This is a genomic window from Pseudomonas sp. YL2 (assembly GCF_023063025.1).
In the GTDB taxonomy this organism is placed as follows: Bacteria; Pseudomonadota; Gammaproteobacteria; order Pseudomonadales; family Pseudomonadaceae; genus Aquipseudomonas; species Aquipseudomonas putida_A.
Genome location: NZ_JAJSLU010000001.1, coordinates 311,460 through 337,862, shown reverse-complemented (window position 1 = coordinate 337,862; position 26,403 = coordinate 311,460). Strand labels below are relative to the sequence as shown.

The 26,403-nt window shown below is 61.0% G+C and carries 29 protein-coding genes and 1 pseudogene; 14 read left to right on the top strand and 16 right to left on the bottom strand.

What is annotated here, in order from left to right; genetic code table 11:
* Positions 1-34: 34 nt before the first annotated feature.
* The 6 genes and pseudogenes from LVD08_RS01525 to LVD08_RS28180 form a co-directional block, all read right to left on the bottom strand.
* Positions 35-1,273 carry a heme biosynthesis protein HemY gene (locus tag LVD08_RS01525; RefSeq protein ID WP_150370095.1) on the bottom strand — a complete coding sequence of 413 codons (1,239 nt, stop codon included), beginning with the start codon at positions 1,271-1,273 and terminating at the stop codon, positions 35-37.
* Positions 1,270-2,412 (bottom strand): uroporphyrinogen-III C-methyltransferase, encoded by a 1,143-nt coding sequence (locus LVD08_RS01520; RefSeq protein ID WP_247267224.1) that lies wholly within the window; start codon positions 2,410-2,412, stop codon positions 1,270-1,272. The genes LVD08_RS01525 and LVD08_RS01520 overlap by 4 nt, the downstream gene beginning before the upstream one ends.
* A gap of 16 nt (positions 2,413-2,428) precedes the next feature.
* Entirely contained in the window at positions 2,429-3,196 is a 768-nt protein-coding gene (locus tag LVD08_RS01515; RefSeq protein ID WP_247267223.1) for a uroporphyrinogen-III synthase, read from the bottom strand.
* Complete coding sequence (gene hemC / locus LVD08_RS01510; protein WP_103483673.1) at positions 3,193-4,134, bottom strand: hydroxymethylbilane synthase; 942 nt, start codon at positions 4,132-4,134, stop codon at positions 3,193-3,195. The genes LVD08_RS01515 and hemC overlap by 4 nt, the downstream gene beginning before the upstream one ends.
* A gap of 137 nt (positions 4,135-4,271) precedes the next feature.
* Entirely contained in the window at positions 4,272-5,018 is a 747-nt protein-coding gene (locus tag LVD08_RS01505) for a LytR/AlgR family response regulator transcription factor (protein ID WP_003229385.1), read from the bottom strand.
* Positions 5,015-5,155: pseudogene (locus LVD08_RS28180) on the bottom strand (sensor histidine kinase); the annotation flags it as partial. The gene LVD08_RS01505 and the pseudogene LVD08_RS28180, both read right to left, overlap by 4 nt.
* A 335-nt stretch (positions 5,156-5,490) precedes the next feature.
* Here LVD08_RS28180 and argH point away from each other — a divergent pair.
* Complete coding sequence (gene argH / locus LVD08_RS01495) at positions 5,491-6,885, top strand: argininosuccinate lyase (protein WP_027610449.1); 1,395 nt, start codon at positions 5,491-5,493, stop codon at positions 6,883-6,885.
* 110 nt (positions 6,886-6,995) lie between these two features.
* Here argH and LVD08_RS01490 read toward each other — a convergent pair whose 3' ends face one another.
* Positions 6,996-7,655: a glutathione S-transferase family protein gene (locus tag LVD08_RS01490; RefSeq protein WP_247267222.1), complete on the bottom strand. Its 660-nt coding sequence runs from the start codon at positions 7,653-7,655 to the stop codon at positions 6,996-6,998.
* 123 nt (positions 7,656-7,778) lie between these two features.
* Between LVD08_RS01490 and LVD08_RS01485 the strand changes: the two genes are divergently transcribed.
* The 3 genes from LVD08_RS01485 (at position 7,779) to LVD08_RS01475 (ending at position 11,595) form a co-directional block, all read left to right on the top strand.
* The gene (locus LVD08_RS01485; RefSeq protein ID WP_247267221.1) at positions 7,779-8,063 is read left to right on the top strand and encodes a hypothetical protein; all 285 of its coding nucleotides are present in this window, start codon (positions 7,779-7,781) and stop codon (positions 8,061-8,063) included.
* A 259-nt stretch (positions 8,064-8,322) separates the two neighbouring features.
* Positions 8,323-8,568: a TIGR02647 family protein gene (locus LVD08_RS01480; RefSeq protein ID WP_007964531.1), complete on the top strand. Its 246-nt coding sequence runs from the start codon at positions 8,323-8,325 to the stop codon at positions 8,566-8,568.
* 183 nt (positions 8,569-8,751) lie between these two features.
* A complete protein-coding gene (locus tag LVD08_RS01475) occupies positions 8,752-11,595 on the top strand; it encodes a class I adenylate cyclase (RefSeq protein ID WP_247267220.1) in 2,844 nt (947 codons plus the stop codon).
* A 6-nt stretch (positions 11,596-11,601) separates the two neighbouring features.
* On the opposite strand, the gene rnk is transcribed toward LVD08_RS01475, so the two are convergent.
* From rnk to cyaY, 3 genes are all read right to left on the bottom strand, one after another.
* Positions 11,602-12,021 carry a nucleoside diphosphate kinase regulator gene (gene rnk / locus LVD08_RS01470; protein ID WP_115988639.1) on the bottom strand — a complete coding sequence of 140 codons (420 nt, stop codon included), beginning with the start codon at positions 12,019-12,021 and terminating at the stop codon, positions 11,602-11,604.
* Positions 12,022-12,280: 259 nt separating this feature from the next.
* Positions 12,281-12,499 carry a DUF1289 domain-containing protein gene (locus LVD08_RS01465; RefSeq protein ID WP_096796106.1) on the bottom strand — a complete coding sequence of 73 codons (219 nt, stop codon included), beginning with the start codon at positions 12,497-12,499 and terminating at the stop codon, positions 12,281-12,283.
* Between the two features lie 4 nt (positions 12,500-12,503).
* Positions 12,504-12,836 carry an iron donor protein CyaY gene (gene cyaY / locus LVD08_RS01460; protein WP_047596732.1) on the bottom strand — a complete coding sequence of 111 codons (333 nt, stop codon included), beginning with the start codon at positions 12,834-12,836 and terminating at the stop codon, positions 12,504-12,506.
* 315 nt (positions 12,837-13,151) lie between these two features.
* Here cyaY and lptM point away from each other — a divergent pair, with 315 nt between their 5' ends.
* The 6 genes from lptM to LVD08_RS01430 are packed head-to-tail and all read left to right on the top strand — an operon-like array spanning position 13,152 to position 17,761.
* Positions 13,152-13,325, top strand: a complete 174-nt coding sequence (gene lptM, locus LVD08_RS01455; protein ID WP_007911098.1) for an LPS translocon maturation chaperone LptM — start codon at positions 13,152-13,154, stop codon at positions 13,323-13,325.
* Between the two features lie 9 nt (positions 13,326-13,334).
* The gene (lysA, locus tag LVD08_RS01450; RefSeq protein WP_027610442.1) at positions 13,335-14,582 is read left to right on the top strand and encodes a diaminopimelate decarboxylase; all 1,248 of its coding nucleotides are present in this window, start codon (positions 13,335-13,337) and stop codon (positions 14,580-14,582) included.
* Positions 14,583-14,585: 3 nt separating this feature from the next.
* Positions 14,586-15,416 carry a diaminopimelate epimerase gene (gene dapF / locus LVD08_RS01445; RefSeq protein WP_027610441.1) on the top strand — a complete coding sequence of 277 codons (831 nt, stop codon included), beginning with the start codon at positions 14,586-14,588 and terminating at the stop codon, positions 15,414-15,416.
* Between the two features lie 13 nt (positions 15,417-15,429).
* Positions 15,430-16,155 (top strand): DUF484 family protein, encoded by a 726-nt coding sequence (locus LVD08_RS01440; RefSeq protein WP_096796105.1) that lies wholly within the window; start codon positions 15,430-15,432, stop codon positions 16,153-16,155.
* Positions 16,156-16,157: 2 nt separating this feature from the next.
* Positions 16,158-17,057: a tyrosine recombinase XerC gene (gene xerC / locus LVD08_RS01435; protein WP_247267219.1), complete on the top strand. Its 900-nt coding sequence runs from the start codon at positions 16,158-16,160 to the stop codon at positions 17,055-17,057.
* On the top strand, positions 17,054-17,761 hold the full coding sequence (locus LVD08_RS01430; RefSeq protein ID WP_247267218.1) for an HAD family hydrolase: 708 nt from the start codon (positions 17,054-17,056) through the stop codon (positions 17,759-17,761). The genes xerC and LVD08_RS01430 overlap by 4 nt, the downstream gene beginning before the upstream one ends.
* 191 nt (positions 17,762-17,952) lie before the next feature.
* Here the strand turns inward: LVD08_RS01430 and sutA are convergent, their stop codons facing one another.
* From sutA to glnK, 4 genes are all read right to left on the bottom strand, one after another.
* Positions 17,953-18,279 (bottom strand): transcriptional regulator SutA, encoded by a 327-nt coding sequence (sutA, locus tag LVD08_RS01425; RefSeq protein ID WP_007951900.1) that lies wholly within the window; start codon positions 18,277-18,279, stop codon positions 17,953-17,955.
* A gap of 102 nt (positions 18,280-18,381) precedes the next feature.
* Positions 18,382-18,807 (bottom strand): secondary thiamine-phosphate synthase enzyme YjbQ, encoded by a 426-nt coding sequence (locus LVD08_RS01420; protein ID WP_003229414.1) that lies wholly within the window; start codon positions 18,805-18,807, stop codon positions 18,382-18,384.
* Between the two features lie 215 nt (positions 18,808-19,022).
* Complete coding sequence (locus LVD08_RS01415; RefSeq protein WP_027610437.1) at positions 19,023-20,360, bottom strand: ammonium transporter; 1,338 nt, start codon at positions 20,358-20,360, stop codon at positions 19,023-19,025.
* 36 nt (positions 20,361-20,396) lie between these two features.
* Complete coding sequence (glnK, locus tag LVD08_RS01410; protein WP_002555808.1) at positions 20,397-20,735, bottom strand: P-II family nitrogen regulator; 339 nt, start codon at positions 20,733-20,735, stop codon at positions 20,397-20,399.
* Between the two features lie 413 nt (positions 20,736-21,148).
* Here glnK and LVD08_RS01405 point away from each other — a divergent pair, with 413 nt between their 5' ends.
* Positions 21,149-21,409 carry an accessory factor UbiK family protein gene (locus tag LVD08_RS01405; protein ID WP_007920416.1) on the top strand — a complete coding sequence of 87 codons (261 nt, stop codon included), beginning with the start codon at positions 21,149-21,151 and terminating at the stop codon, positions 21,407-21,409.
* 360 nt (positions 21,410-21,769) lie between these two features.
* Positions 21,770-22,297 carry a BRO-N domain-containing protein gene (locus tag LVD08_RS01400; RefSeq protein WP_247267217.1) on the top strand — a complete coding sequence of 176 codons (528 nt, stop codon included), beginning with the start codon at positions 21,770-21,772 and terminating at the stop codon, positions 22,295-22,297.
* Here the strand turns inward: LVD08_RS01400 and LVD08_RS01395 are convergent.
* Positions 22,292-22,582, bottom strand: a complete 291-nt coding sequence (locus tag LVD08_RS01395; RefSeq protein ID WP_247267216.1) for a HigA family addiction module antitoxin — start codon at positions 22,580-22,582, stop codon at positions 22,292-22,294. The genes LVD08_RS01400 and LVD08_RS01395 overlap by 6 nt on opposite strands.
* Before the next feature lie 230 nt (positions 22,583-22,812).
* On the opposite strand from LVD08_RS01395, the gene LVD08_RS01390 reads away from it, so the two are divergent.
* Both LVD08_RS01390 and LVD08_RS01385 read left to right on the top strand, forming a co-directional pair.
* Entirely contained in the window at positions 22,813-23,277 is a 465-nt protein-coding gene (locus LVD08_RS01390) for a hypothetical protein (RefSeq protein WP_073470953.1), read from the top strand.
* Positions 23,278-23,659: 382 nt separating this feature from the next.
* Entirely contained in the window at positions 23,660-25,153 is a 1,494-nt protein-coding gene (locus LVD08_RS01385; RefSeq protein WP_097089516.1) for a YifB family Mg chelatase-like AAA ATPase, read from the top strand.
* On the opposite strand, the gene LVD08_RS01380 is transcribed toward LVD08_RS01385, so the two are convergent.
* Positions 25,150-26,364, bottom strand: a complete 1,215-nt coding sequence (locus LVD08_RS01380; protein WP_247267215.1) for an aldose 1-epimerase family protein — start codon at positions 26,362-26,364, stop codon at positions 25,150-25,152. The two genes, LVD08_RS01385 and LVD08_RS01380, sit on opposite strands and share 4 nt — an antisense overlap.
* Positions 26,365-26,403 lie beyond the last annotated feature (39 nt).

Here is a 26,403-nt window from a genome sequence, read left to right as displayed (position 1 = left end):
GAACGTTAACGAGGGAGCATGCTCCCTCGCGATATCAGGCGTGAACCGGCACCGGCAACGGCGCGGCCAGCAGACGCTCATCCAGCAATCCGAGACCTTCCTGGAACAGCTGGTTACTGCGCTCGGTGTCACCCAGTTGCGCAAGCAGACGCGCCAGCTCGGCGCAGGCTTCAGGGTTACGCTGCACTCGCAGACTGCTTTCCAGATAATCCCGTGCCTTGCCCCACAAGCTGGCTTGCAGACAGAGACGACCGAGGGTCAGCAACAGGCTCGGGTCAGCAGGATGTTCCTTGAGCCAACCTTCGGCGGTCTGCAACTGGCGCGCCGGATCGCTGCCGCGCACCAGGCCATACAGACGCGCGAGATGGCTGTCGTACTTGCGCTTGAGGGCACTGCGCAGGATTTCTTCAGCTTCGACCTGAGCACCCAACTGACGCAATTGCTCGGCGTATGCCAGCACCAGCGCCGGCTCCTGACGCTGCGCGGAGGTCAACTGCTCCCAGGCACGGGTGAGTGACTGCAGACCGACCTTGCCGTCCTCGTCCCGATGCGCTGCCAGAGACAGGTTGTTGCCCCAGGCACGCCGCTCCAGTTCAGCCAGTTCGGCCGCAGGCAAAGCCTTGTCCTTGCGCAGCTCCGGCAACAGGCGAATCACCGCCGACCAGTCGCCGCGCTGCTGATGCAGACGCTGCAACTGTCGCAAGGTCTGCACGTTATGCGGATGTCGCTCGTGCATCGCCTGCAGGGTCACCAAGGCGCCGTCGGTATCACCACGATCGGTCTGCAACTGCGCATGACTCAAGGCAATCGCCAATTCGGCCTGCGGCTGGCGCTCCAGCGCACGTTCAAGCAGGTGATCACACTCTTCGTACTTGCCTTGTTCGTTGGCCGCGCGTGCCGCGCCGAGGTAATACAACAGCGGCTGGCGCTCGGCCTCGGCGGCGCGAGACAGATGACGTTGCGCGCTGGCCCAGCGACCTTCGGCCAGATCCAGCTGCCCGTGTTCGATGGCCACCTGCACCCGCCGGCTGCGGTTGCGGCGCGACCACGGATTGACCACGCCACTGGAGGCCATGACCAGCTCGACCAAGGCCTTGATGCCCCAGATCAGCAGCCACAACACCGCGATCAGGCCCAGCGTGGCCCACAGACTGGCCTCGTAGCGGAAGCTCTTGTAGGCAATCAACACGTACCCGGAGTGCTCGGCAATCGCCAGGCCCAGTGCCGCCGTCGCCGCGATCACCAGAAACACGATCACATACAGGCGTTTCATGGCGTGGCCTCCTGCGCGGTGTTGGCGGCAGGTTTGGCGAACGGTTTGACCGACTCCTCAGCGTTGACGTTACGTCGCTCCAGATAAGCCTGCACCGCACTCAGCGTGCCGGTCAGGTCCGGCGTCTTGACCGTGACCGGTTGCTTGCTCAACTCGACAACCTGTTCGAGCATGATTTTGCTCTGCGGATTGTCCGGGTTGAAATTGCCCGTGAGCACGTCCCGCGCTTCGGTCATTGCCTGGGTGTAGACCGGTGCCTGGCCATTGAGCGCCGCCCATTGCGCTTGCTCCAGCGCGAGGCTCAGGGCCAGGCGCACCTGGCTCAGACTTTGCCCGGCCAGCAGCGGCTTCACGTTCTTGTCGGCATTGAAATCGATGCGGATATAACGCGACACCTGATCCCACCACTGCGCCCAGCGACTGGCACCATCGCCATCAGCGGTCAGGCCCAGCAGCGATTCGCCGCGATCCTTGTACTCCGGCGCCAGCTCGGTCAGTTCGATGACCTGATCACGCAAGGCACCAATGCGCAGGAACAAACCGGTGCGATCCGGCTGCTCGGTGCTGCGCAGGGCGACGAGGGTTTTCGCCACTTGCTCACGGGCGGCGAACGAGCCGGGATCGTTCTGCTCACGCAGAATTTCGTCGGCACCCTGCACCAGCGCCTGGGCGCTGCTGATGTCCTGCAAGGCCGACAGACGCAGGCTGGCCAGACGCAGCAGATGCTCGGCCTCGGCCAGACGCCAGTCCTTGCGGCTGGCGCCGAGAACGGTTTCCAGACGCTGGTTGAGGCGCTGCTGATCCCCCTGCAGTTGCGTCACCAGACGCTGGCGCTCGGCGAGTTCATCGGCACCGGGCAGTTGCGCGAGGCGCTCGGTCAGGCGCTGTTCGTTGAGCTTGAGGCTCTGTGCCTGATCGTTCAGTGCCTGCACCTGGCCTGACTGTTGTGCGGTGTTGCTCTGCAGGTGACGCACCTGCCAGACACCCCAGCCACCGATCGCCACGCCGGCAGCGCCGAGCAACAGGGCGACAATGGCCAGTCCGTTGCCTCGGCGCGGCTCTTTGGCCGGCGGTGGAGTTTCAACCTGGGCATCAATCACAGGCTGGACATCATCTTTAGGCAAGGCTGTTTCGCTCACGTATCCATCCTTTGCATTAGAGAACGGGCACGGGATGCTCCCGTAACGCCGTCAGCAAAGCCGCGGCACTCGCGCCGCGGCAATCCACAACTGTTCGGGCCCCGGCGGCACGTGCCAGCTCGGCGACCCTTGGGCTTGGCACAAACAACGGCAACTGCGCAATTGACGGCCAGGCATCGCCGGCCATCTGGCGCAAGTGCTCGAAACCCTGTCCACTGCTGACCACCAGCCCGTTCAAGCGTTCCGCTGCAATCCGCTGCGGCAGCTCTTGCGGCGGGTAGGCTGGCAGGTCACGCCGATACAACTCCAGATACTCGACACTAGCACCAAGCGCGCGCAGGCGCTCGGCGAGCAGCTCGCGGCCACCCTCGCCACGCAGGATCAGCACCTGCGCGCCGGGCTCGGTGACCGCCTCGCGCAGACGCGGCAATTGCAGCAGGGCTTCACTGTCATCGCCGTCGGCGGGACAGTGCACATCGAGACCGTGATCGCGAAGAATCTGCGCAGTCGCCGCACCGACGCTGAACCACGGCATCGACAGCGACTGAAGCCCATGAGCGTCTAGCAGATCAAGCGCAATCCGCGCCGCCGGCTTGCTGACCACGATGACCGCGCTGCAACCCGGCAGTTGCGCCAGCGCCTGACGTATCTTGTCAGAGACCGGCAGCGGCGCGATGTCCAGAAGCGGCAGGCAACTGCTGGAAATCCCCTGCCCGGCCAACACCGCGGCCAGCGCCGCACAGTCATCCGCAGGGCGCGTCAGCAGCAGGCGCCAGCCAGTCACTCGTGACCTGCCTCGCCATACACCGCTTTGAGAATGTCGTCGGCACCCTGGCTGAGCAAGTCTTCGGCAACCTTCACCCCTAGCGTCTCGGCATCGGCACGCGGCGCGCGCGCCTCGGCGCTGAGCAGCTTGCCACCGCTCGGTTCGCCCACCAGACCACGCAACCACAACTGCTCACCTTCAAGCACGGCGTAGCAGGCGATCGGCACCTGGCAGCCGCCATTCAGGTGTTTGTTGAGGGCACGTTCAGCGGTCACGCGCGAAGCGGTGTCGGCGTGATGCAACGGTGCGAGCAAGGCGTGGATTTGCGTGTCGGCGCTGCGGCATTCGATGCCGACGGCGCCCTGACCACCGGCCGGCAGGCTGTCATCGACGCTGATGGCCGAGGTGATGCGGTCTTCAAAACCGAGACGGATCAGCCCGGCCGCCGCGAGGATGATCGCGTCGTACTCGCCGGCATCGAGCTTGGCCAGACGGGTATTGACGTTACCGCGCAGGAAGCGGATTTCCAGATCAGGACGACGGGTCAGCAGTTGCGCCTGACGCCGCAGGCTGGAGGTGCCGACGATGGCGCCGGCAGGCAGCGCATCGAGGCTGGCGTAGGTATTGGAAACGAAAGCATCGCGCGGGTCTTCGCGTTCGCAGATACAGAACAGGCCAAGGCCTTCGGGGAAGTCCATCGGCACGTCTTTCATCGAATGCACGGCGATGTCGGCTTCGTTTTCCAGCAGCGCGGTTTCCAGCTCCTTGACGAACAGGCCCTTGCCGCCGATTTTCGACAGCGGCGAGTCGAGCAGCTTGTCGCCGCGACTGACCATGGGCACCAGCGTCACCAGCAGACCCGGATGGGCCGCTTCCAGACGGGCTTTGACATATTCGGCCTGCCAGAGGGCCAGCGCACTTTTACGGGTGGCGATGCGGATTTCGCGAGAGGACATGGATCAATCCGTACTGAATAGATACGGCGGATAATAACAGCTCAGCCAAATCCACTTTGACTTGAATCAGAAACGGCGTGGCCTCCCTGGCCTGCAATGCCCGGTAGAAGAAAGTGCAACCGCGCGCGAAGGCCGCGTCAGAGGCCCTGCATCATCTTGCGCACACCGGCCACATGTCGACGACTGACGATCAGCGCATCACCATTGAGGCCTTTGAGGAACAGCTGGAAATGCCCCAGCGGCGTGCGTTGCAGACGTTCGATGCGGTCACGGGCGACCAACGCGTTGCGGTGGATACGCACAAAACGCTCGCCGAATTCGTCTTCGAGGGCTTTCAGCGGCTCATCCAGCAGCACCTCGCCGCTTTCATGGCGCAGGGTCACGTATTTGTGATCGGCAATGAAATAGACCACCTGATCCAGCGGGATCAGCTCGATGCCTTTGCGGGTGCGGGCGCTGATGTGACTGCGCGGGCCATTACCGCTTTCGGCGGCGGGACGTGTCAGGGCCGAGAGTTGCGCCCGGTTGGGACGTTCAGCCCGTTTCAGGGCGTCATGCAGATGTTCGGTTCGCACGGGTTTCACCACATAGCCCACGGCGCTGGCCTGCAGGGCTTCCACGGCAAATTCATCGGGGCCGGTGCAAAACACCACGGCCGGTGGCGTTTCGCGTTCGCACAGACGGGCAGCGACCTGCAGGCCATCGAGGCCCGGCATGCGGATATCGAGCAGCACGATATCCGGCTTGTGGCTGTCGATCAGCGCCAACGCCTCTTCGCCATTCGTGGCGCTGGGCTCCAGGACTGTATAACCCTCGAGCTCGCTTACCATTCGGCTTAGGCGCTCGCGAGCCAGTGGTTCGTCATCAACGATCAGGACATTCATATTGCGCTGGATTCCTGCGTGAGTCTCGCACAAGGATAGCGTAGACAGGTGAAGTGACGTCCGTCACCGCGATCCACGCTAAGACTAGCCCGAGCGCCAAAAAGTGCCGTACGTCGGCCAGCAATATTTGCCAGTGTCCGGGTCGTACTGCTCAAAGCCCGCTGTTTCCTGCGTTTTTCACGGGATATGCCAAAGGACAAAACCACCCACCCCCTCTTCTTATAGTCGGCGTCCAGACCTTTGTACGATCCGCAGTCGCGCCGACCCTTATGTCCAACTGTAGACGCTTGCCGGGCCGATATTGCTCAATCGAAAAATATCCTTGCGCAAATCCCCTGCAGACAGCGCCGACTATGAATGAGCAGATGAGAAAAAAACGTATCGACCGGTGTCAGCGACAGGATTGGCAACCCTGTTATTATCCGCGCCAGCGTTTCACGCCTTCTTTCTTCAAGCCGATACGAGCGAATTCATGAGCACTGACAAGACCAATCAGTCCTGGGGCGGCCGCTTCAGTGAACCCGTCGACGCCTTCGTCGCCCGCTTCACCGCCTCCGTCACCTTCGACCAGCGCCTGTATCGCCACGACATCATGGGCTCGATCGCCCACGCCACCATGCTGGCCAAGGTCGGCGTGCTGACCGATGCCGAGCGCGACAGCATCATCGACGGCCTGAAGACCATTCAGGGCGAAATCGAAGCCGGCCAGTTCGACTGGCGCGTCGACCTTGAAGACGTGCACATGAACATCGAAGCACGCCTGACCGATCGCATCGGCATCACCGGCAAGAAACTGCACACCGGGCGCAGCCGCAACGACCAGGTCGCCACCGACATCCGTCTGTGGCTGCGTGACGAGATCGACCTGATCCTGGCCGAAATCACCCGCTTGCAAAAAGGTCTGCTGGAGCAGGCCGAGCGCGAAGCCGCCAGCATCATGCCCGGCTTCACTCACCTGCAAACTGCTCAGCCAGTGACCTTCGGCCACCACATGCTGGCGTGGTTCGAAATGCTCAGCCGCGACTACGAGCGTCTGGTCGACTGCCGCAAGCGCACCAACCGCATGCCACTGGGCAGCGCCGCGCTGGCCGGCACCACCTACCCGATCGATCGCGAATACACCGCGCAACTGCTGGGCTTCGACGCCGTGGGCGGCAACTCGCTGGACAACGTTTCCGATCGCGATTTCGCCATCGAATTCTGCTCGGCCGCGAGCATCGCGATGATGCACCTGTCGCGCTTCTCCGAAGAGCTGGTGCTGTGGACCAGCGCGCAGTTCCAGTTCATCGATCTGCCGGATCGGTTCTGCACCGGCAGCTCGATCATGCCGCAAAAGAAAAACCCGGACGTACCGGAACTGGTTCGCGGCAAGACTGGCCGCGTGTTCGGCGCATTGATGGGCCTGCTGACCCTGATGAAAGGCCAGCCTCTGGCCTACAACAAGGACAACCAGGAAGACAAAGAGCCGCTGTTCGACGCCGCCGACACCCTGCGCGATTCGCTGCGGGCGTTTGCCGACATGATCCCGGCGATCAAACCGAAACACGCGATCATGCGTGAAGCGGCGCTGCGTGGTTTCTCCACCGCCACCGACTTGGCGGACTACCTGGTACGCCGTGGCCTGCCGTTCCGTGACTGCCATGAAATCGTCGGTCACGCGGTGAAATATGGCGTAGACACTGGCAAGGATCTGGCCGAGATGAGCCTGGAGGAACTGCGTCAGTTCAGCGACCAGATCGAGCAGGACGTGTTCGCCGTGCTGACCCTGGAAGGCTCGGTGAATGCCCGTGACCATATCGGCGGGACTGCGCCAGCGCAGGTCAAGGCAGCGGTGGTTCGCGGTCAGGCCCTCATCGCCAGCCGCTAAAGGTCAAAAGCTTCGCGAGCAAGCCCGCTCCCACAGTCTGGATTTGTTAATACAGTCCAAATGTGGGAGCGGGCTTGCTCGCGAATGCTGACTTCAGAACACTGCAAGATCTACTTCTTCGCTGCGATCATCGCCAAAAACGCCGGCATCGCCAATTCTTTGTCCGCCGCAATCTTCCGCACATGCGGATTCTGCTCAAGCCGCTCCAACAGCGCCTTGGCTTTCGGCATCTCTGCCAGCAAATCGATCCCGAACAGTTTCTGCCCGACCGCACACGCCAGCGGCACGCTGTACAGGAAATACAAATCCGCGATGCTCAAACTGTCGCCCGCCACGTACGGGGCGAATTTGCCGTGGCGGCCCAGCGCCGCGAAACCGAGCAACAGCTCGGCTTTGGTTTTCTCCTTGATCGCCTCCGGCACCGGCAAGCCGAAGAACGCTTCGCCATAGCAGGCGCGGCCCGGCAGTTCGATGTACAGCTCGATTTCCTTGGCGATCGCCAGCACCTGCGCCCGCTCGAATGGATCGCTCGGCAGCAGCGGCGTGCCCTTCTGGGTCTGCTCGAGGTATTCAAGGATGATCGCGGTTTCGTTGATGAAACCCGCCTCGACGCCCAGCACCGGCACTTTGCCGCGTGGACTGATCGCCAATGATTCAGGCGTCGGCGTCGGGTAGAAGGTGACTTCTTCGAACGCCAGGCCCTTTTCCAGCAGCGCCAGCTTGACCATGTTGTAGTAGTTGCTGACAGCGAATCCGTAGAGCTTGAACATCACATAGCCTCCAGGCCGTGCGGGGTGGGCAGTCACTGTTTATAGATCGCCGAGCTCGATCCCGCCAGCAGCATCACGCCGCTGAATGCGGGTAAACTGGCGCCTTTCCTTGAGGAGCCTGCCATGAGCGAGCCGACTGACATCGACAATGATGAAGAAGAGTTCACCGAATCGACGCTGATCGAAGCGATCGAGAACCAGATCGAAAGCGACAACCCTCCAGCGTCCAAGGCAACCTTCAACAAGCTGACGCTGGTCGGTTACGAGCGTGATGACATCCTGAATCTGATGGCCCACGTGCTGGCCTACGAAATCGACGCGATGCTCGACGAAGACCGCGCGTTCAATACCGAGTGGTATGAAACCGCGCTGCGTGCATTGCCTGAGCTGCCACCCGAAAAACAGTAACTGCACAATTCCCCTGTGGGAGCGGGCTTGCTCGCGAAGACGGTGGATCAATCGACGAACAGGGCGACTGACCCAACGCCTTCGCGAGCAAGCCCGCTCCCACAAGGTTTGTAACGTATCCATCCAGCCATCTCTCCGGCCCCTACTACACTGGAATTCGCCTCAAGACAAAATCCCTGATCTGAGCACTGGACATGCCGCACAAGCGGGTTCACCTTAGGGGCGCTGTCGTCCAATTCCTAGAAAGTCTGGAGTCCTTATGTCGCTTACCCCTGAGTTGGTTGCCGAACTGGAAGTCCTCGCACTCTTCAACCTGGACAGTTCCCAGGAAGGTTTGAAAATTCATCAGACCGCTGCCCCGAAACATATCGCCGCCGCCAAACGCCTCTTCGAGAAAGAACTCACCGACCAGCCTGATGGCGGGTATCTGACCAGCCTGGGTCGCGATGCCGCGCAAAATGTGCAAACCGTGCTGACCATTCTGAGAGAGCAGGCAACCGCCTGATTTTTCCCGTCTTCGCCCACGGGAACTCCTGCCACGGGATTTCCGCGGGCCCGCTTGATCGCTCATCGCTAAAAATCTGACGTCAAAAACAAATTCAGCTTAAAAGTCCAGCTGCGCAAAGGCTAAACTGCCTCCCATTCCGAGACCCTCTTCGTCCGAGCCTGCGAGCCGGTTTGAGCTGACATGACGCGCACCCATGAAATCCGCCCCGACCTGGACGAAGGCATCGACCGCAAGGTGCTCAGCCAGCTGCGCGCGCGCTTTCTCAAGCTCAATGAGGGTCGCCTTGGCCGGGCGCTCGAAGGTCTGTCGAGCCGCCAGCAAGGCGTACTGACCCTGCTGCCACTGTTCTTCCACGTCAATCACCCGCTGTTGCCGGGCTATGTTTCCGGCAGCACCCCAGCCGGGCTGTCCAACTATGAACCGGACGCCAGCGCCCTCACCGAAGCGCAGCGCCTGACCCGTTCGTTCTCCTACAAGCCGCGCCATGGCAGCAACCCGCCTCGGCCGATTCACGGACTGTTTCTGATGGGCAGCCTCGGCACCCTGGCCCAGGCCGATCAGAGCGACATGGACGTGTGGGTCTGCCATGCGCCGGACCTGAGCGACAACGAACTCGCCGAGCTGCGCAAAAAATGCCAGCTCCTCGAAGCCTGGGCCGCGACCCAAGGCGCCGAAGCGCACTTCTTTCTGATCGACCCGGTACGCTTCGTCAAAGGCGAACGCGACACCCAGCTCAGCTCCGAAAACTGCGGCAGCACGCAGCACTATCTGTTGCTGGACGAGTTTTATCGCACCGCGATCTGGCTGGCCGGGCGCACACCGATCTGGTGGCTGGTGCCGGTCTACGAAGAACGCGCTTACGACCTGTACACCCACACTCTGCTGTCCAAGCGTTTCATTCGCGCCGACGAGACGCTTGATCTCGGGCATCTGGCGACAATTCCGCCGGGCGAGTTCATCGGTGCCGGCCTGTGGCAGTTGTTCAAGGGCATCGAGTCGCCCTACAAGTCAGTGCTAAAGCTGTTGCTGACCGAGGTCTACGCCAGCGAACACCCGCAAGTGCAGTGTCTGAGCCTGCGCTACAAGCAGGCCGTGTTCGCCAATCAGCTGGATCTGGATGAGCTGGATCCGTACATGGTGGTGTACCGACGCATCGAGGAATACCTCTGCGCCCGCAACGAGCCGGAGCGTCTGGAGCTGGTGCGGCGCGCGCTGTACCTCAAGGTCAACCGCAAGCTCACCGGCAACAGCCGCACCCAAAGCTGGCAGCGTTCGCTGCTGGAGCGCCTGGCGCACGAATGGCATTGGGATCAGCGGCAACTGGCCTTGCTCGACAGCCGCAGCCAGTGGAAAGTCCGCCAGGTCAGCGCCGAACGCCGCGCCCTGGTCAATGAGCTGAATTACAGCTACCGCTTCCTGACCCAGTTCGCCCGCAGCGAACAGACCGTCAGCCTGATCAACAAGCGCGACCTGAACGTGCTCGGTCGTCGCCTGTACGCCGCGTTCGAGCGCAAGGCCGACAAGGTCGAATTCATCAATCCCGGCATCGCCCCGGATCTGGCCGAAGACACCCTGACGCTGGTGCAATCGCCGAACAAAAAAGAGCCCGGGCAAACCCAGTGGGGTTTGTACAACGGTAGCCTGAACGCGCTGGAGTGGGAGCACTTCGCGCCGATCAAGCGCAGCCGCGAGTTGCTCGAACTGCTGACCTGGTGCCATCGCAACGGCGTAATCGATAGCAGTACGCGCCTGGCGCTGCACCCCGGCACTAGCGATATGAGCGAGTTCGAGTTGTTCAACCTGCTCGGCAGCCTGCAGCAGTGCATCGCCCTGCCCCTGCCGACCGTTGCCGAAGAACGACTGCTGCGCGCTGCGGTGCCGAGCGAAGTGCTGATGCTGGTCAACGTCGGTATCGATCCGCTCAAGCATCACCGCGACCTGAATATCCTGATGACCACCGAGCGCACCGACTCACTGAGTTACGCCGGGGTGCGCGAAAACCTTGTGCTGACCCTCGATCAGGTCACACTCAACAGCTGGAATGAAGTGCTGGTCAACCGTTTCGACGGCCCCCACGCGCTGCTCGATTGCCTGCGCGACTACCTCAACAATCTGCCGCGCGGCGCGCAGCAGCCGTCATTGAAGGTGCGCTGCTTCTGCCACAACCGCGCGCAGTTCATTGCCCGGCGCGTGGAAGAAGTCATCGACACCGCGCAGACCCTGCTGCTCAGCGAGCTCAATCACCGCTACCTGATTCAGGTGCAACAGCACTATCACGTGCTGGAGCTGGTGCCGGGCCAGGTCAACCATGTCGCACTCGCCACACTGCCGGCGCTGCTCGATTATCTGGGCGAAGAACAGCCGCGCTACAGCCCGCTGCACCTGGACCCGATGGCGCTGGAGGATCACGACCTCGCGTTGATCCTGCCGATGGGTCAGCCGGAATCGATTCAGGTGTTCTACCGGATCAGCGAACAACAGGCCGAGCTGTACGTGCTGGATGAGTTCAACGCGCTGTGGCAACAGCATCTGCCGTATCACGATGAACAGAGCCTGCTGGTACCGCTGCAGCGCTTCCTGCAATCGATCCAGTACCGACGCGAAGCGCTGTTGCCGATGGATGGCAGCCCGGCGGTCGGCCTCGACACCTTGTATTACCAGCTATTGCCTTCCGGCCCCGGGCGGGCGCGCCGGGTCGAACCACGACCGGCGCCGCAGACACCGGTCAACAAACCGTTCTACGACGTGCAGGCGATCGTCGGCAAAGCCGCACCGGGCGAGGTGCAGGTCACCTTGTATTGCAATCAACGGGAATTCAGCGAGCTGGAATATGGCGACCAGCTGTTCCACGTGGTCGCCCGGGAGATCGTCGAGCAGCGCCGCGAGACCGAGCGCTATCGCTGCTACATCACCGACCTGGACCTCTCGGGCCTGCTCGGTGATGGTCAGAGTTCAAGCAATTTGTATCTGCGCTACAAGGCCGACCTGGAGCGCGCCCTGAACGAGGCGCTCGAACAGGTCTGAGGCGGGTTACTCCGGAAAATCTCCACCCTTGATCGGTTGCGATTCGACCTCGAGCAAAATCAGTTTCAGGGTTTTGCCACCTGGAGCCGGCCAGTCGATGTGCTGACCAACCTTCAGGCCCAGTAGCGCGCTGCCGACCGGTGCGAGGATCGAGATCTTGCCTTCGTCGGCGTTAGCGTCCTTGGGATAGACCAATGTCAGGTGATAGTCCTTGCCACTGCCCTCTTCGCGGCAGTGCACACGGGAATTCATCGTCACGACATCGGCGGGCACTTCATCGTGGCCGACCAGTGTATCGGCGCGGTCCAGTTCGGTTTGCAGCGCGATCACGCCCGGCGCAGCCTGGTCTTTCTCATTCAGGTTGTCGATCAAGCGCTCCAGACGTTGCACGTCCAGACGGGTAAGAGTGATGGAAGGTGCGGTCATGATCCGGGCAGACTCCTTTCTTCTGCACACAAAAAAAGCAAAACCCCGCCAAAAAAGACGGGGTTTTCACCAGGCCTCGATGGGTTGAGGCGTGTTCGGACACTATCACAGCTCAAAAAATATACAAGTCACCCACTTTTGATCTGGCAAGAACACCTGTGGCGAGGGGATTTATCCCCGATGGGTCGCGCAGCGGCCCCAAGCTTCTGAGACTGCTGCGCAGTCTATCGGGGATAAATCCCCTCACCACAAGGTCGAGTCAAGTCAGGGCTTTTCGTGCGGCAGCCTGCTGGCAGATGATCCGGCGGCGTTGATCGTCTGCCGAGCGCCATTCGCGAATATCCTCGACATGGCGGAAGCAGCCGAGACAAACCTTCTGTTCATCCAGCCGGCACACGCCGCTGCACGGCGAAGGCACGGCCGGGCTGATGTTGCTGTAAAGCGGCTTTGGCGGACGAACAGATGCGCTATCAGTCACGAAATCACAGACCTTCGAAGTCAAATTCGACGCCGGCCTGCTGCTTGACGATGCGTTCGAGCATTTCGCCCAATTGCTCTTCGCTCTTGTCGCACATCCAGCGCTCGCTCTCTTCGTCGTAGTCGAAGTGGAAACCGCCGGACACCGCCGCCAGCCACAGCTGACGCAGGGGTTCCTGACGACTGAAGATCAGTTGCGAGCCGTTTTCAAACTTCACAGTCAGCACACCGGCCGAGCTCTCCAGGTCGATATCCAGGTCGCTTTCATCAAAGATGTCTTCCAGTTTTTCCTGGGTTTCATCGACCAGATCATGGAAACGCGCTTCGGACAAACTCATTGTGGCAACCTCAAAAATGTCGGCTCAGGCTCAAGCGCCGCAAGATACGGACGCTTCCGGCCGATTGCAAAGATTAACGACCAGGCACCTGCCGGCACATCCAACACAACACTTGTGGGAGCGGGCTTGCTCGCGAAGGGGCCGGCACATCCAGCATTTTTCTCGACTGGACCGACGCCTTCGCGGGCAAGCCCGCTCCCACACGGGTTTGTGTGTATTCACAGAGCCCCGCCGGACGGGAACCCCCTCGCATAGGCAAGCTGCCGGGTGGCCGGTATACTCCGGCGCAATTAACGCATTTTCAAGGATTTCGCCATGAAGCGCCTGATCTCTTCCCTTGCTGCGCTCGTCGCGGTTGCCTGCCTCGTTTCGGCCTGTGGTCAAAAAGGCCCGCTGTACCTGCCGGATGACGATCAGGACCCGGCCGAGCAAGCCCAGTCTTCGCAAAAGCAGCCGTCCAAAGCACACAAGCACGACGTTTACCAATAAGGGATCGCCATGGACGCTTTTAACTACCGTGGCGGGGAGCTGTTCGCGGAAGGTGTGGCGCTGTCCGCCATCGCCGACCGCTTCGGCACGCCCACCTATGTTTATTCGCGCGCGCACATCGAAGCCCAGTATCTGGCCTACGCCGACGCGCTGGCCGGCATGCCGCACCTGGTCTGCTACGCCGTCAAAGCCAACTCCAACCTCGGGGTTCTGAATGTCCTGGCCCGTCTCGGCGCCGGTTTCGACATCGTTTCCCGTGGCGAGCTGGAACGTGTACTCGCCGCTGGCGGCAGCGCCGACAAGATCGTGTTCTCCGGCGTCGGCAAGACCCGTGACGACATGCGTCGCGCGCTGGAAGTCGGCGTGCACTGCTTCAACGTCGAATCCACCGACGAACTCGAGCGCCTGCAAGTCGTGGCTGCCGAGCTGGGTGTTCGCGCCCCGGTCTCGCTGCGCGTGAACCCGGACGTCGACGCCGGCACCCACCCGTACATTTCCACCGGTCTCAAAGAGAACAAGTTCGGCATCGCCATTGCCGACGCCGAAGACGTGTACGTGCGTGCCGCGCACCTGCCGAACCTCGAAGTGATCGGTGTCGACTGCCACATCGGCTCGCAACTGACCACCCTGCCGCCGTTCCTCGATGCCCTCGATCGCTTGCTGGATCTGGTCGACCGCCTCGGCGATTGCGGCATCCACCTGCGCCACATCGATCTCGGTGGTGGCCTGGGCGTGCGGTATCGCGATGAAGAGCCGCCGCTGGCCGGCGACTACATCAAGGCCGTGCGCGAGCGTCTGAACGGTCGTGACCTGGCGCTGGTGTTCGAACCGGGCCGCTTCATCGTCGCCAACGCCGGCGTGCTGCTGACCCAGGTCGAGTACCTCAAGCACACCGAACACAAGGATTTCGCCATCGTCGACGCGGCGATGAACGACCTGATCCGCCCGGCGCTGTATCAGGCCTGGATGGACGTCACCGCGGTCAAACCGCGTGACTCCGCTGCGCGCAAATACGACATCGTCGGCCCGATCTGCGAAACCGGCGATTTCCTCGCCAAGGATCGTGAGCTCGCGCTGGAAGAAGGCGACCTGCTGGCCGTGCATTCGGCCGGGGCCTACGGCTTCGTGATGAGTTCCAACTACAACACCCGTGGCCGTGCCGCTGAAGTGTTGGTAGACGGTGATCAGGTTTTTGAAGTGCGCCGCCGCGAAACCGTGGCCGAGCTGTTTGCCGGCGAAAGCCTGCTGCCGGAGTAACCCATGCTGCTGCGTTTTACCAAAATGCACGGCCTGGGCAATGACTTCATGGTTCTCGACCTGGTCAGCCAGCACGCGCATATTCAGCCCAAGCACGCCAAGCAATGGGGCGACCGGCACACCGGTATCGGTTTCGACCAATTGCTGATCGTCGAAGCGCCGAGCAATCCGGACGTGGATTTCCGTTACCGGATCTTCAACTCCGATGGCTCGGAAGTGGAACAGTGCGGCAACGGTGCACGCTGCTTCGCCCGCTTCGTTCTGGACAAGCGTCTGACGGCCAAGCGGCAGATTCGCGTCGAGACCAAGGGCGGCATCATCGAGCTGGACGTGCGTAACGACGGCCAGATCGGGGTGAACATGGGTGCGCCGCGTCTGGTGCCGGCGGACATTCCGTTCGACGCACCGGCGCAGGCCAGCAGCTATCAGCTGGAAGTCGACGGCACCACGGTCGAACTGGCCGCTGTGTCAATGGGCAACCCCCATGCGGTGCTGCGCGTACAGGACATCAACAATGCACCGGTGCATGAACTGGGGCCGAAAATCGAACACCACCCGCGCTTCCCGGCGCGGGTCAACGTCGGTTTCATCCAGGTCATCGACCGCAACCGCGCGCAGTTGCGCGTCTGGGAACGCGGGGCCGGGGAAACCCAGGCCTGCGGCACCGGCGCTTGTGCCGCTGCAGTTGCGGCCATCAGCCAGGGGTGGATGGATTCGCCGCTGTTGATCGACCTGCCCGGCGGGCGTCTGTCCATTGAATGGGCAGGCCCTGGCCACCCGGTGCTGATGACCGGCCCGGCAGTGCGTGTATACGAAGGACAAGTGCGTCTTTGAGTGAGCAGAAGCCATGACCGATAAGCCTCAGGTACCCGCCCGACAGTCCGACGAATCCGCGTCCGAGAGCCTGGAGGCGGCAGCGGTTGCCGCATACCTGGAGGCTCATCCGGACTTCTTCGTCGAGCACGAAGAACTGCTGCCCGCCATGCGCATTCCCCACCAGCGCGGTGACACCGTTTCGCTGGTCGAGCGGCAGATGAGCATCCTGCGCGACCGCAACATCGAGATGCGCCACCGCCTCTCGCAGTTGATGGACGTCGCCCGCGACAACGACCGGCTGTTCGACAAGACCCGCCGCCTGATCCTGTCGCTGATGGACGCGGCCAGTCTGGAAGACGTGGTGATCAGCGTCGAAGACAGCCTGCGCCAGGACTTTCAGGTGCCCTTTGTCAGCCTGATCCTGCTCGGCGACAACCCGGCACCGGTTGGCCGCTGGGTGACACATGCCGACGCGCAAACCGCGATCGGCGGGCTGCTCACCGAAGGCAAGAGCGTCAGCGGCACTCTGCGCGAACATGAGCTGGACTTCCTGTTCGGCGAAGAACAGCGCAAGCAGATCGGCTCCACCGCGGTAGTCGCGGTCAGCCATCAAGGTATCCACGGCATTCTGGCGATCGCCAGCCGTGATCCGCAGCACTACAAGAGTTCGGTGGGTACGCTGTTCCTCAGCTACATCGCTGAAGTCATGGGTCGCGTGCTGCCACGGGTCAACAGCCCCCTGCGCTCGGTACGCTGAGCATGGAACGACAACTGGACGCTTACTGCGAACACCTGCGCAGTGAGCGACAGGTGTCGCCGCACACCCTGTCGGCCTACCGCCGCGACCTCGATAAAGTCCTCGGCTGGTGCCTCAAGCAGAACATTGGCAGTTGGGCGGCGCTGGATATTCAGCGTCTGCGCAGCCTGATCGCCCGCCTGCATGCGCAGGGTCAGTCGTCACGCAGTCTCGCCCGATTGCTTTCAGCGGTGCGCGGGCTCTATCACTATCTGAATCGCGAAGGTCTGTGCGACCACGACCCGGCGACCGGTCTGGCGCCGCCGAAAGGCGAACGGCGCTTGCCGAAAACCCTCGACACCGACCGTGCATTGCAACTGCTGGAAGGTGCGGTCGAGGACGACTTTCTTGCCCGTCGCGATCAGGCGATTCTCGAATTGTTCTATTCCTCGGGCCTGCGCCTGTCCGAGCTGACCGGGCTCAATCTCGATCAGCTGGATCTGGCCGACGGCATGGTTCAAGTGCTCGGCAAGGGCAGCAAGACCCGCCTGCTGCCGGTCGGCAAAAAGGCGCGCGAAGCACTGGAGCAATGGCTGCCGCTGCGGGCCATGACCAACCCGGCCGACGACACCGTATTCGTCAGCCAACAAGGTCGGCGCCTCGGCCCACGGGCGATTCAGGTGCGAGTAAAACTGGCCGGCGAGCGCGAACTGGGGCAGAACCTGCACCCGCACATGCTGCGGCATTCCTTTGCCAGCCACTTGCTGGAATCCTCGCAGGACCTGCGCGCGGTGCAGGAACTGCTCGGCCACTCGGACATCAAGACCACGCAGATCTACACCCACCTGGACTTCCAGCACCTGGCGGCGGTCTACGACAGCGCCCACCCACGGGCCAAACGCAGCAAAGGCGACGATTCATGAACATCCAGTTGATCACCTTCGACCTCGACGACACCCTGTGGGACACCGCCCCGGTGATCGTCAGCGCCGAAGCGGTATTGCGCCAATGGCTGAGCGAACACGCGCCGAATCTGGGCGCAGTGCCGGTGGAGCATTTGTGGGGGATTCGTGAGCGGGTACTGGCCAGCGAACCGGGCCTCAAGCACCGCATCAGTGCGTTGCGTCGGCGGGTGCTGTTCCACGCACTGGAGGAAGCCGGGTACGCCCACGGCGAAGCTGCGGATCTGGCCGACAAAAGCTTTGAAGTATTCCTGCATGCGCGTCATCAGATCGAGGTGTTCCCGGAGGTCGAACCGACTTTGGAAATCCTCGCCAACCATTACGCACTCGGCGTGGTCACCAACGGCAACGCCGACGTGCGTCGGCTGGGCCTGGCGGATTACTTCAAGTTTGCCTTGTGCGCCGAAGATATCGGTATCACCAAGCCGGATGTGCGGCTGTTTCACGAGGCGTTGCAGCGTGGTGGCGCCACAGCCGAAACCGCCGTACATATCGGCGATCATCCGGGCGATGACATTGCCGGGGCGCAACAAGCGGGCATGCGTGCCGTCTGGTTCAACCCGACGGGCAAGGTTTGGGAAGCCGAGCGACTGCCGGATGCTGAAATCCGCAGCCTGACCGATTTGCCAGCAGTGCTCGCCCGCTGGAATGCCCTCTCGAACTGATCCACTATCCCCTGTGGGAGCGGGCTTGCTCGCGAAGAGGCCGTGTCAGTCGACATACAATTTGAATGACACACCGCCTTCGCGAGCAAGCCCGCTCCCACAGGGGGTTGCGTGTATCCATGACCTCTTTGTTTCAGGCATGAAAAAGCCCGCAGCGACGGCGGGCTTTTTCAGTAAGCAGGTAGCACGCCTCAGATAGGGCGGCTGCCGTACTTGTTGTCCGGCTTCTTGGGCGGATCGGCGACCACGTTGGCCTCCACTTCCTGCACCTTGCCGCCGCGCGCAAGGAATTCTTCCATGGCCTTGGCCAGGGCGTCGCGCTCCTTGTTCTTGGCTTCGATGCTCGGCAACTCGTCGACCGACACCGCAGCCTTGGCTTTGCCTTTGGCAGCCGGGGCCGGCGTATCGTCACCGCCATCGTCTTCAGCAACGTCTTCCGCTGCTGCTTCCAGACCGTCCTCGGCCTCGTCTTCGTCGCCTACTTCGAGGTCGTCGTTTTCCAGATCATCGTCGCTCATGTTCTACCTCATGACTTGCGAAAAGCAGATTAGTTATAGACCAGCTTTGGCGACTGTCGAAAGTCGCCGGAAAAAAATCGGTAACCGCGGGTGACCAACGGTTTACGCCCCTTCACCGTGCAGGGTGGCGAGGACTTTACGGGCACCGCCATGATCACGGTGCTCGCCCAGATAAACACCTTGCCAGGTGCCCAGTGCCAGTCGCCCTGCCGAAACCGGCAGACTGATCTGACAGCCAAGTACGCTGGCCTTGAAGTGCGCCGGGAGGTCGTCCAGGCCTTCGTCGTTATGCTCATAGCCGTCTGTTCCTTGTGGGATCAGACGATTGAAAAATCGTTCGAAGTCGCGACGGACCGCCGGATCGGCGTTCTCGTTGATGGTCAACGACGCCGAGGTGTGCTGCAGCCACAAATGCAACAGACCGACCCGGCACGCCTTGAGTTCAGGCAGGCCGGCGAGTAACTCGTCCGTTACCAGATGAAAGCCCCGGGGCCGTGCCCGCAGGGTTATCAGAGTCTGTTGCCACATACAGTTCTCCGCACGTTCGGGGCGCATTCTAGCGCGCTCTGGGAAAAAACAAAGGCCCTAATATTCCTGCAATGATGTAAGCGATTGGCCGCAGAAACATGCCCGCCGTAAACACGACCAAAGCCGTACGAAAAATCCTTTCAGCCTTCCTTTCAATGACAAATTCCAGACAAAAAAATGCCCGGCGAACCGGGCAAGTTTTTTAATGCGCGTACTTACAGGTTGTAGCCGCGTTCGTTGTGTTGTGCCAGATCCAGACCCACCGACTCTTCTTCCTCAGTCACGCGCAGCCCCATCACGGCGTCCAGGACCTTGAGGATGATGAAGGTGACGATCGCGGTGTAGATCACCGTGAAGCCGACACCTTTGCACTGAATCCACACTTGAGCGGCGATGTCGGTGACGGTGCCGAAGCCACCCAGCGACGGTGCAGCGAATACACCGGTGAGGATCGCACCGAGGATACCGCCGATACCGTGTACGCCGAACGCGTCCAGAGAGTCGTCATAGCCGAGTTTGCGTTTCAGCGTGGTGGCGCAGAAGAAGCACACCACGCCTGCCGCCAGACCGATCACCAGTGCGCCCATCGGGCCAACGGTGCCCGCAGCCGGAGTGATCGCCACCAGACCGGCAACCACACCCGAAGCAATGCCCAGTGCGCTTGGTTTGCCGTGAGTGATCCACTCCGCGAACATCCAGCCCAGAGCCGCTGCAGCGGTTGCAATCTGAGTGACCAGCATCGCCATGCCGGCGGTGCCGTTGGCGGCTGCGGCCGAACCGGCGTTGAAGCCGAACCAGCCAACCCACAACATCGCTGCACCCATCAGGGTGTAACCGAGGTTGTGCGGTGCCATCGGGGTGGTCGGGAAACCTTTGCGCTTGCCCAATACCAGGCAGGCAATCAGACCGGCCACACCGGCGTTGATGTGCACCACGGTGCCGCCCGCGAAGTCGAGTACGCCCCAGTCCCACATCAGGCCGCCGTTACCGGACCAGACCATGTGCGCAATCGGTGCGTAGACGAGGGTGAACCAGATGCCCATGAAAATCAGCATCGCGGAGAATTTCATCCGCTCGGCGAACGCACCGACAATCAGCGCCGGGGTGATGATCGCGAAGGTCATCTGGAAGGTGATGAACACCGCCTCGGGGAACAGCGCCGCAGGGCCGGTAAGGCTCGAAGGCGTGACACCGGCGAGGAACGCCTTGCCCATGCCGCCGAAGAACGAGTTGAAGTTGACGACGCCCTGCTCCATGCCGGTGGTGTCGAACGCAATGCTGTAGCCATAAATGACCCACAGGATGCTGATCAGACCGGTAATGGCGAAGCACTGCATCATCACGGAAAGAATGTTTTTCGAGCGAACCATGCCGCCGTAAAACAGCGCCAGGCCCGGGATGGTCATGAACAGCACGAGGGCTGTCGAGGTGAGCATCCAGGCGGTGTCGCCGGAATTGAGGACCGGGGCCGCCACTTCGTCTGCCGCCATTGCAAGGCCGGGCATTACGATGGACAACAGGGCTCCTAGCCCTGCGAATTTACGCAGAGTCATATTGTTTTCTCCTGGGGCGTTGGGGTTTGTGGCGGCTTAAATCGCGTCGGTATCGGTTTCGCCGGTACGGATGCGGATCGCCTGTTCCAGATTGACCACGAAGATCTTGCCGTCACCGATCTTGCCGGTGTTGGCCGCCTTGGTGATCGCCTCGATCACCCGATCCAGATCCTTGTCGTCGATGGCCACGTCGATTTTCACCTTGGGCAGAAAATCGACCACATATTCCGCGCCGCGATACAGCTCGGTGTGACCCTTCTGCCGGCCGAAGCCTTTGACTTCAGTAACGGTAATGCCCTGCACGCCGATTTCGGACAGCGACTCGCGCACGTCGTCCAACTTGAACGGCTTGATGATGGCAGTGACTAGCTTCATGAAACTCTCTCCCGAATTGGTGGACTTGCCCCAGGAAAACAAACCCGACTCAAGTCTAAGCGCAGTGCCTGGCTTTGTAACGCATCGTCGGCCTTACCTGCCCGACTGACGCCAGCTAACCGCTGCCGGCGAAACTCCCCGTCCCGCCTGCCGCACTGCATTCGTCACAGCGACTGCATCAGTGCATGGGTCACTACCGACTAAGCAGAAAGCTTGCCATCTCGCCAAATTCCTCTGATTTCAAGCCCTTGGCCGCTGCCACAGGCGCCCGTGCAAAAAAGCCCCGACGGTTACGCACAACAACGGTGCGTTGCCGTCCGTCCGCCTGCGCGAAAAGCGTGCATCCGTGCCTGCGTCAATGACTATAGACACTGCGTGATACACTGCCCGCCACTGTTTACAGGACACATTCCATGCTCGCGCCCAAAGACTTCCTCGACGCCCTGAGCGGCACCGCCTCCCGCCTGTTCAGCGGCGACACCCCGCTGCCGAAAGCCGAAATCGAAAGCCAGTTCAAGATGCTGCTGCAGAGTGCGTTCAGCAAACTCGATTTGGTGAGCCGTGAAGAGTTTGATAGTCAGATGGTTGTACTGGCCCGCACTCGTGCCCGCCTCGAGAGCCTCGAAGCGAAAGTTGCCGAGATGGAAGCGAAGCTGACACCGCCCGCTGAATAATCCGCTCCCCCTGTAGGAGCTGCCGAAGGCTGCGATCTTTTGATCTTCAGCCTTTCAATCCTCTCGGCAACGTCCTACAACCTGCACCACCGCCGTCCGATTGCGCCGAAAAGCCCAGGTTTCTAAGCTCACCCCGATGCTGAATGTTCAGCACCGGGTTTGGCGACCTGGACAGCTTAAGGCGCACGACAACCATGATGGCGGCTACATTTACCGCCACATCGTTTCATGGCGGTTGTGCGTGGGAGACCTTCGGGTCTGCCGGGTTCCTTTTGCTCCGGTTCGCCAACCCGCGTACAACTGCCACCCAATCGTTTGGCGACGATTGAGGGCAGCCCCTTAAGCAAGAGGAACTGCTCAATGAATCAAGAAGAGACTTATCTGACCCCGCACATCTTCACCCGCCACAAACTCCCCCTCCACGCCCTCCTCATCCAGAACCAACCCTGGTTCTGCGCCCGAGACCTGAGCCGCCTGCTGCACATCTACCTCAACGAACGCATGCTGCGAAAACTCGACCCCGACCAATACCAAACCCGCAAAACCTTGATCCACAACCAGATCGAAAACACCCTGCTGATCAGCGAATCCGGCATCTACGCCCTCCTCGTCTACCACTACTGCCCCGAATACCGAGCGCTACGCGAATGGCTCACCCACCAGGTCATCCCCACCCTGCGCGACGCCCAACACCCCACCACAAGCGAACGCCCACACCTGAGCCTGCTCAGTTGGCCGGATATGTCATTGAGTTTGTTGCACTGGAATAACCAGCCGTGGATTCGGTTGCAGGATGTGCCGTTGATGATGGTGGAACGGGAACAAACCAAGCGCCCAATGACGGGGCCATGGTGGAAAAGGGCTTCACGGATGCTGCAATCGCTATAAACCCGCATGCCGGAGCTGGGCCCTGCGTAAATCGTAATTCGATTGGAGATTCATCCAGAACTCAGGCGTAGTGTTGAGATGAGTGGCAAGGCTGATTGCCAGATCGGCGCAGATCCTGAGCTGGCATTTCACAAGCTTTTCGATCTCACTTTCGGGCCAGTTCGTGGGCATGGCCAGACCCATGACGGTCATGCCCAACGGCTCCATGAATTCCTTATTCAGAACCTCGCCGGATGAATCGGGCGCATACCATTGCGGTCCATTTTTCGCCTCCAGAAGCTGCATTGAACGGCCAACCTGGAGCATCCGACTCCGCGATACAAGACCGTCGAAACCCTTTCGCCGGCGTCCTACAACTATTAGGGCATGGCCCTACAAAAATCAGCGTCTGCGCCTGATTCCGTGAGTTCTTGGCTGTGATTAGGCTGGTGGCTTTCGCCTGCGCTGGTCGATCCTATTCGTCGAGTTCCAGGCGATACACATTGATCGCCAGACACTCTGGTTCTGGATCCCTCTTGTCTCATTTGCTCAAGCTCAAAGAAAACACGCTGGTTCAGCATCCAGATGGTGGTTACATCTTTGGCACGATCCCCGATATGCCAAAATTCGGCTTGCCAGGCGGGAAGATTTATCTGCGTGTAGGTATTCACCGTCGAGCGAATAGTGGTTTTGGCGTAGTGCACATTTGGGAAGCCCATAGTGCCGATTTGCTCAAGCATGGTTGCCAGACTGCCGATGGGGTAGCAGCGATTGTTGCGAAAATGATCGTCCCGGGAGCACAAATCTATTGTGAGTTCAAAGAACAGCGATGTGGAAACAGGGTCGCGGTACTGAGGACATCTATGGGAACACTGATTCTTGAACCGCGACACGAGCGCGCCACAGGATTTGGTTACTTCGTGGTGACTTGGTACCCGCAAAAACGTGCACATGGCACGTTAGTGGGGCAGATACCACGAGCACCACCAAATCAGAAATAAAAAAGGCGTCCGATGGACGCCTTTCAAGTATTTTTTGAGGAGTAGTCGCAGCGATTCTTTAGCTCCTGGCTTTACGGCCTTGGGTTCAGAATCCGACAGGCTAGCCCGTCGTCACTACTTCAGAGAAACCAGCTTTCTCTGCTGCCAAAAATGCGGGGGAGCTTTTGCTGGTGCCCAGTCCCGACGAATGCGCAGTTGCAGTCCTCGAACGGGATGATCCGTCAATGCCGGTCGAGAGTCAACGGTCCAATTCAGGCAAGCAATGACAGCCCATCGGATCTTGATACGTCTTGTAAACCTCTATTTCAGCACTGAAACCCGGCTCAACTAACCTTCAAAAACCCGCAGGAAGCGGCCCCTCGATTCAACTCAAGGAACGACCATGTCCCTCTCCATCGTCCACAGTCGCGCCCAGATAGGCGTGGATGCTCCCGCCGTCACCGTCGAAGTCCATCTGGCCAACGGTCTGCCGTCGCTGACCATGGTCGGTCTGCCCGAGGCGGCGGTGAAGGAGAGCAAGGACCGGGTGCGCAGCGCGATCATCAATTCCGGGCTGCAGTTTCCGGCGCGGCGGATCACCTTGAATCTGGCGCCGGCGGACTTGCCCAAGGATGGCGGGCGCTTTGATCTGGCGATTGCCCTGGGGATTCTGTCGGCGAGTGTGCAGGTGCCGTGTCTGACGCTGGATGAGGTGGAATGCCTTGGTGAACTGGCGTTGTCCGGCGCTGTGCGGCCGGTGCGCGGGGTGTTGCCGGCGGCACTGGCGGCGCGCAAGGCCGGGCGGGCACTGGTGGTGCCGCGGGCGAATGCCGAGGAGGCTTGCCTGGCGTCGGGGTTGAAAGTGTTTGCGGTGGATCATCTGCTCGAGGCAGTGGCGCATTTCAACGGGCATACGCCGGTCGAGCCTTATGTCTCGGACGGGCTGATCCATGCGGCGAAACCTTATCCCGACCTCAATGAGGTGCAAGGACAGATGGCCGCGAAACGGGCGCTGCTGATTGCGGCGGCGGGCGCGCATAACCTGTTGTTCAGTGGGCCGCCGGGAACGGGCAAGACCTTGTTGGCGAGTCGCTTGCCGGGCCTGCTGCCGCCACTCTCCGAATGCGAGGCGCTGGAAGTGGCGGCGATTCAATCGGTCGCCAGCGGCGTGCCACTGACCCATTGGCCACAACGGCCCTTTCGCCAGCCGCACCACTCGGCCTCCGGGCCGGCACTGGTCGGTGGCAGCTCGAAACCGCAACCCGGCGAGATCACCCTCGCCCACCACGGCGTACTGTTTCTCGATGAGCTGCCGGAGTTCGATCGCAAGGTACTGGAGGTGCTGCGCGAGCCGCTGGAATCCGGGCATATCGTGATTGCCCGAGCCAAGGATCGCGTGCGTTTTCCGGCGCGCTTCCAGTTGGTGGCGGCGATGAATCCCTGCCCTTGTGGATATCTTGGCGAGCCGAGCGGCAAGTGCTCTTGTACACCGGACATGGTGCAGCGCTACCGCAACAAGCTATCGGGGCCGTTGCTGGATCGGATCGATCTGCACCTGACGGTGGCGCGGGAAGCGACGGCGTTGAATCCGGCAGTGAAGCCAGGCGAGGACAGCGCCAGTGCGGCAGCCGTGGTGGCCGAGGCACGCGAACGCCAGCAAAAGCGTCAGCGTTGTGCCAATGCGTTCCTCGATCTGCCAGGCCTGAAGCGGCACTGCCAGTTATCCACAGCCGATGAGAAATGGCTGGAGTCAGCCTGCGAACGGCTGACCTTGTCACTGCGCTCAGCCCATCGTTTGCTCAAGGTCGCCAGAACCCTGGCAGACCTTGAGCAAGTCGATGCAATCAGCCGTGAGCATCTGGCCGAGGCGCTGCAGTACCGTCCGGCGACGCCTTAATGCTCGGTCAGATCCACCAGCGGCGTCTGCCGCACTTCGGTTTCACGCCCGGCCTGGATTTCGCTCACGTGCTTCAACGCATTATCCACAGCGCCTTTGTCTGCCAGCAGGCTGTAGCTGATCTGAAACTGTTGGCTGGCCTTTGGCGCAATGGTCGGCACCAGGTTCAGCGGACGCTGATAGCGGCGGTTGTAGGAAAAGCTGGTGCCTGGCTCAAGGCCCGTGACATAGCCCTGCCCTTGGGTGTCGGTGTTTTTCCACAGGGAAAACACTGGCAGCTGTTGAGTATTGAAGCCAACAGAAACACCGAGGCTGCCAGCCTTGTTGTGCAAAACAGTCAGGGTTTCGCCTTTGGCGTCGGCGTAGGGCACGACGTTATAGACGGTTTCGTCGTAGTCCTTGGTTGGACCGCGATAAGTCTGCCAGTCCGCCAACTCGGCTTTGGCCTTGTCGTTGAACGGCGAGACCTGTTTCACCGGCGCCGCGAACCGTGCACCCTGCTCGAGGAACGGCGTGCTGAAGTTGCTGTGATACAGCGCCTGGTATTCCTTCGGATAATCGCCGTTGTTGGTCAGCGTATCGTTGAGGGCGAAATGCGCAGTGCCCGGCTCGGTGACCAGTTCGGTAACGACCGAGAAGTCGACTTTCTTGAAGGCCTGTTCCTTCAGTTCACCGCGCAGACTGATGGTGTAGGGTGGTTTTTCATCGATGTGCAGCGTGACAGTGCTGGCCGGAATGTTCGCGGCGCGGCCGTGCAGGGTCAGCATCTCGCCATTGTCGATGCCCGGATGGCCGACCCATTCGTAACCGCAGCGGGTTACCAGCTCGTTGAAGCCTTCCAGCCAGCCCAGGCCACCGCGTCCATTGAGTTCGATGAAGGCCGGGTTGACCACTTCCTTGACCGGCGAATCCCAACCCATGCGCACGTTGCCGACAGACGCCTGCAGGACATTCATGCCACGGGTCGGCACCACCGAGAGTTTCATCGTGCCGTTATCGATATTGACGATGCTGACACCTTCCTGTCGTCCGCCGTGCAAGGTTCGCAGACTCACGGAGAAAGGCTTGGCGGTTTTCAACCCGAGCTGCTCACTGGTAATGCTCCAGTTTTGCGCGGGCTTGTTGGTATCGAGGAGTACGTAATCCCAGGCCATGGCGTGGGAAGCAGCAGAGAGTGCGCCGAATGCAACGGCGAGTTTGAACGGGGTCATGGCAGCAGCCTTTATTGGAGTTGTGCCATTTTTATAGCG